At 56.4% G+C, this 4,202-nt stretch carries 5 protein-coding genes and 1 pseudogene; 1 reads left to right on the top strand and 5 read right to left on the bottom strand.

Translation table 11 applies throughout. From position 1 onward, the window contains the following. The 5 genes from QNN86_RS23815 to QNN86_RS23795 form a co-directional block, all read right to left on the bottom strand. Positions 1-2,109, bottom strand: a 2,109-nt coding sequence (locus QNN86_RS23815) for a primase-helicase zinc-binding domain-containing protein (protein WP_414212401.1), incomplete at its 3' end; no start/stop codon positions are given. Positions 2,110-2,123: 14 nt separating this feature from the next. After that, entirely contained in the window at positions 2,124-2,444 is a 321-nt protein-coding gene (locus tag QNN86_RS23810; protein ID WP_001472077.1) for a DUF5375 domain-containing protein, read from the bottom strand. Next, positions 2,441-2,668 (bottom strand): hypothetical protein, encoded by a 228-nt coding sequence (locus QNN86_RS23805; RefSeq protein WP_001216599.1) that lies wholly within the window; start codon positions 2,666-2,668, stop codon positions 2,441-2,443. Before QNN86_RS23805 ends, QNN86_RS23810 begins: the two co-directional genes overlap by 4 nt. After that, complete coding sequence (locus QNN86_RS23800) at positions 2,665-3,222, bottom strand: host cell division inhibitor Icd-like protein (RefSeq protein ID WP_061357468.1); 558 nt, start codon at positions 3,220-3,222, stop codon at positions 2,665-2,667. The genes QNN86_RS23805 and QNN86_RS23800 overlap by 4 nt, the downstream gene beginning before the upstream one ends. After that, a complete protein-coding gene (locus tag QNN86_RS23795) occupies positions 3,219-3,485 on the bottom strand; it encodes a helix-turn-helix transcriptional regulator (protein WP_000556587.1) in 267 nt (88 codons plus the stop codon). The genes QNN86_RS23800 and QNN86_RS23795 overlap by 4 nt, the downstream gene beginning before the upstream one ends. A gap of 471 nt (positions 3,486-3,956) precedes the next feature. Between QNN86_RS23795 and QNN86_RS23790 the strand changes: the two are divergent. Further along, positions 3,957-4,202: pseudogene (locus QNN86_RS23790) on the top strand (capsid protein); the annotation flags it as partial.

The raw sequence follows: 4,202 nt of genomic DNA, 5'->3' as shown, positions 1-4,202 counted from the left end.
ATAATTACGCGGGATGATGCTGGCATTCCCCATAAACATCCCGTTGGTCTGCGGGAGCATTTCCAGATAGCCGCAAAAATCAAACGTCGGGTCAGCATCGCGCTTGATGTTGAGCGCCTCGTCGGAATTCTGCTGCGACTGGAGCAGTGCGCGTGCAGTCATCGGGTCGCTGAATTTCTGCATAAGCTGGCGCACAATGACGGCCAGCTCGCGGGCGATTTTATCCCTGAGCTGCGGGTCGCGTTCCTCCGGGGCAATCTGCTCCGGGAAATGAATAATCACCCGGCGACGGGAGACGCCGCCGCTGCGGTCGGTGAAGCGCATCGGGTTATTGTTCACGGCCAGAATCACCGCCGGAATATGTGTTGAGTACGGGTTCTGATATTTCGGGTCAACCGAGACCGCATCGCCGCCGGTAATGGCCTTGAGTCCTGCGCCGTCACCGCTCCATTTTTCCTGGTCAGGCAGACGAATAAGCGAGAAGCCAATCAGGGAGGCACGCTTGCGCGGGTCTTCCAGTGTGTCGATATCGGCTGACGTGGCGTTATCCTCCCCGGCGAGCAGGGTCGCGATTTCAGCCAGAATACTTTTGCCACTCCCGCCGGGACCGGTCACTTCGAGAAAGAGCTGCCAGTCGTAACGGTTCGCCAGCACCATAAACAGCGCGGCCAGAATCACGTCGCGTTTTTGTGGATTTTTACCGGCTGCACGGTCGAGCCAGCGCCAGAAGTTCGGCGCGTGCGTCTCCAGCGTTTCCCCTTCCACCGGCGGGGTGAAATCCACATCGCACAACGTGCGCAGCCAGTGCGATTTGTGGTGCGGGCTGAATACGCCGCTTTGAGTATCGAGTACCCCGTTGCGAAAGCCAATCAGACGGCGCGCCGGTGTATCCTGCTGCGGAATAATCAATTTCAGGGTCTCCACCACCGAGGCAATTTTCCCGGACGAGAACGGGGCGCGTAAGCGCTGGAATAAATCAGCCACATTCCGTGAAAAAGTGGCGGCAGGGATATTTTTCCAGATGCCGTTTTCATAGCGGGACAGGAGCTGGCCGTTCGCATCCACCGCCAGCGCTTCGCCGTAGTGCTCATGCACCCGCAGAGCCTTGTCGCTGGCGCTCATGGCGGTAAATTCCGCCTCGCTCATGGTATCAAACGGGCTTTGCGCCGGTGGCCGGATGGCGTCATAAATAGTCTTGCGCGTGGCCTCTTCACCTTTCTGCATAAACGCATCATTCCAGTCACCGAACACCGGCGGCAGGGCAACAATGCCCTCACAGGCATCTGCGGCCGCAGCGGCTTTGCTCTGGCCGTCGCCGTTCAGGTCACGGTCAGCGGCCAGCACAATCTGACAGGCCGGATATTTCTGACGGGCAAGGCTTGCCAGAGAAAGGAGGTTCACGGAGGACAGCGCCACCATGACGGTTTCCCTGGTCAGGTGATGCACGGTGAGCGCGGTCGCATAACCCTCCGCAATCCACAGGCGTTTTCCGGCCTGTTTCTGTCCTTCGATGATATGACATGCCCCTTTTACCGCTCCGCCTTTCAGGGTGCGTTTGAGACCATCAGCATTGATAAGCTGAAGGTTAACCAGTGCGCCGGTATCGTCATGCAGCGGCACCACCACATCACCGGCGCGGAACGTCACGCCGCCGGTTTTATGCATGGCGGTGAGCGTCAGACATTCCAGAGCGGGGAAACCCTTGCAGGTGAGGTAGGCATTGCCGGTGGCTGGTCGGGTTTTCTCCATGAGCCTGACGGCCAGCGCAGCCGCCGCTTTGCGGTCGGCCACAGTTTCGGCCTCTGCGGCCGCAATCAATTCCGGGGCAACCGGCGACAGATTGCCGGTCACGGCATTCACCTTCCCGGCGGCCTCTGAGGGAGTCACGCCAAACACTTTCTCTACCAGCTTAAGCCCGTCACCCGCGCCGCACTGGTTACAGAACCACGTGCCGCGCCCCTCTTTATCGTCAAAGCGGAAACGGTCAGAGCCACCGCACACCGGGCAGGACTGATGGCGGTTTTTAATCACCTTCACACCCAGCGCAGGGAGAATGCGCGGCCAGTGGCCGCACGCCTGTTTTACGGTTTCTGTTACGTTCATTTTCATGGTTATTTTCTCCCTCAGTGCAGTACCGGTGCGGTGATATGACGGGCGCAAAGCTCATCCATCACGGCCAGCCCGAGAAAGGACAGCGACGGGGCGGCTTTCAGTGGTCCGGCTTCCATTAAATCTTCCAGCAGTGCACAGGCAATCTGACGGCCTTTTTCCTCGCCGTGCTGGCGCAGGTAGAAGCCCTCCAGCTCGGCGGCAATGGCGCTTTCCAGCGCGTCGAGGGTGAGGTGCGGGTAGCGGTGCTGGCGTTCGCACAGGGTCAGCCATGCACAGGCCACTGCGCGACGATACAGCGCGGCGCGTAATACGGGCGGTAATGGCTTTTTCATACGTTACCCTCCCCGGTAAGCCACTGCTGATTGCAGCGTTCGACCACGCCGTCGAGCTGGGCGGTCATGAGGTAAATCACGGAGGTGAGCTGTAACTGCTGCGCCGGGTCACGACGAACGGTGGCGCAGTCCTGCACCTGCATCAGGTCGCCGACGAGCTGGCCGACGTTGCGCATATGCTCCAGACATTCGAGGTCACGGGCGGTAATGGTGGTGTGTCTCATGCGCGCACCTCCGCAACCGGCAGACGGCCAGCGAACGAGAGAACGTAATCGCGAACGAGAGAAAGACGTGCGGCGTGCTCATCACCGGCAACGGTGCGGAGCATACAGATACGGGGTTTACGGTCTGCGCGACGAACGGCGGCAAACACAAAGACAAACTGCGGGTGTGACGGGGTGAGGGTAGTAGCCATGATGGCAGCCTCCTTGAAGTAGTTTGAAAAACTACCACCGGAAACGCCAATTTCACTGGTGGCAGCCCGAACGGGGTTGGCGTAACCGGCCTTCAAGGAAACCGGCCAGCCCGAAGGCTGCCCCGCCCGGACTACCATTATCAGAAAAGGGCTCGGGTGCACGAATAAACACCACAGCCCTGAAAATGGGTGTGCCTGAGCAACGACATAAAAAAACACGCATGGCGCGTGTCGTGTCGCCTTGAAGTTATTCGGAACGCCAATTCCGGCTGCCGATTTTGCGACAGCGGGAAAACTATACCTGGAAACGGCGAAAAGAAGCAAGCCAGAAAAAGGGGCTGTTTGCTGAACGATCATCATCATGCGTCATAGCCCCGGTTACGTTCGGCAATGCGATCCGCCATCCATGCAGTGATTTCAGACTGCGCCCACGCCACATTTTTTCCGCCGAGGGAGATTTGTTTCGGGAAGGCTTCCCGGCTGATGAGGTCGTAAATGGTCGAGCGGGACAGGCCGCACAGATGCATCACTTCGGGCAGACGGATAAAGCGCTCGTGAACGGTATCAGAAACCGGCATCAGCGGTGCGGCAGGGGCAGAAGACGGGGAAGAAAAAGCGGTGTGCATCGGGCTACCTCACAAAGTCCATACAGTGCCGGTCGTGTCCGTCCGGCTTCGGGTAGCTCCTTATTATGTCTATATTTTTCCTCAGGTCATGTGAGATTTTCGGGGAAACAAACATTGACTTTTCGCTCTGGCAAACAAAGGCAAACGCTGGCAAACATATGCAAATCACTGCATTACAATGCAGCAATTTTTATTGCTTTTAGTTATATATTTTTTATTTTTAATCGAAATAAAGTCTAAATGCTATAGCCAGAGCAAAACAGGAGGGTGAACAGTGGTGAACAGACGGTGAACAGTCAGACCCTCAACTGTTCACCATTTAACTTACTGTATTACTTATATTTTTATTTGAGGTGAACAGTGGTGAATAGTTATAAGTAAAAAAATAAACGGTGAGTAAGGTTTTCCTGCGACCTTTCTCTGGCCAGCCGGTTTTTAAGGTCTGTTTGTGCCAGCATTCTGACAACGGCAATGAATCGTGTTGTTGTGCAGGAGGCGTCAGAATCATTTCAGGTTGAACACACGGAGAACCTGAACATGAAACCCGAACTCATTATCAAAGCCATGCAGACCGTTATCAGTAAACAGGATGAAGGCGCGGAACAACGCATTGCCGGTGCGCTGGCCGCACTTAACGAAGCAAAAGATGCACACACGGCCAGCATGGGTAAACTCAGCGACATTGAGGCTTCCATTCAGCGTTGTGAGCAGGAACGA

The organism is Citrobacter sp. C348 (assembly GCF_047467975.1).
GTDB lineage: Bacteria > Pseudomonadota > Gammaproteobacteria > Enterobacterales > Enterobacteriaceae > Citrobacter > Citrobacter gillenii.
The sequence above is the reverse complement of the archived record's forward strand: the minus strand, read 5'-3'. Positions and strand labels throughout refer to the sequence as shown.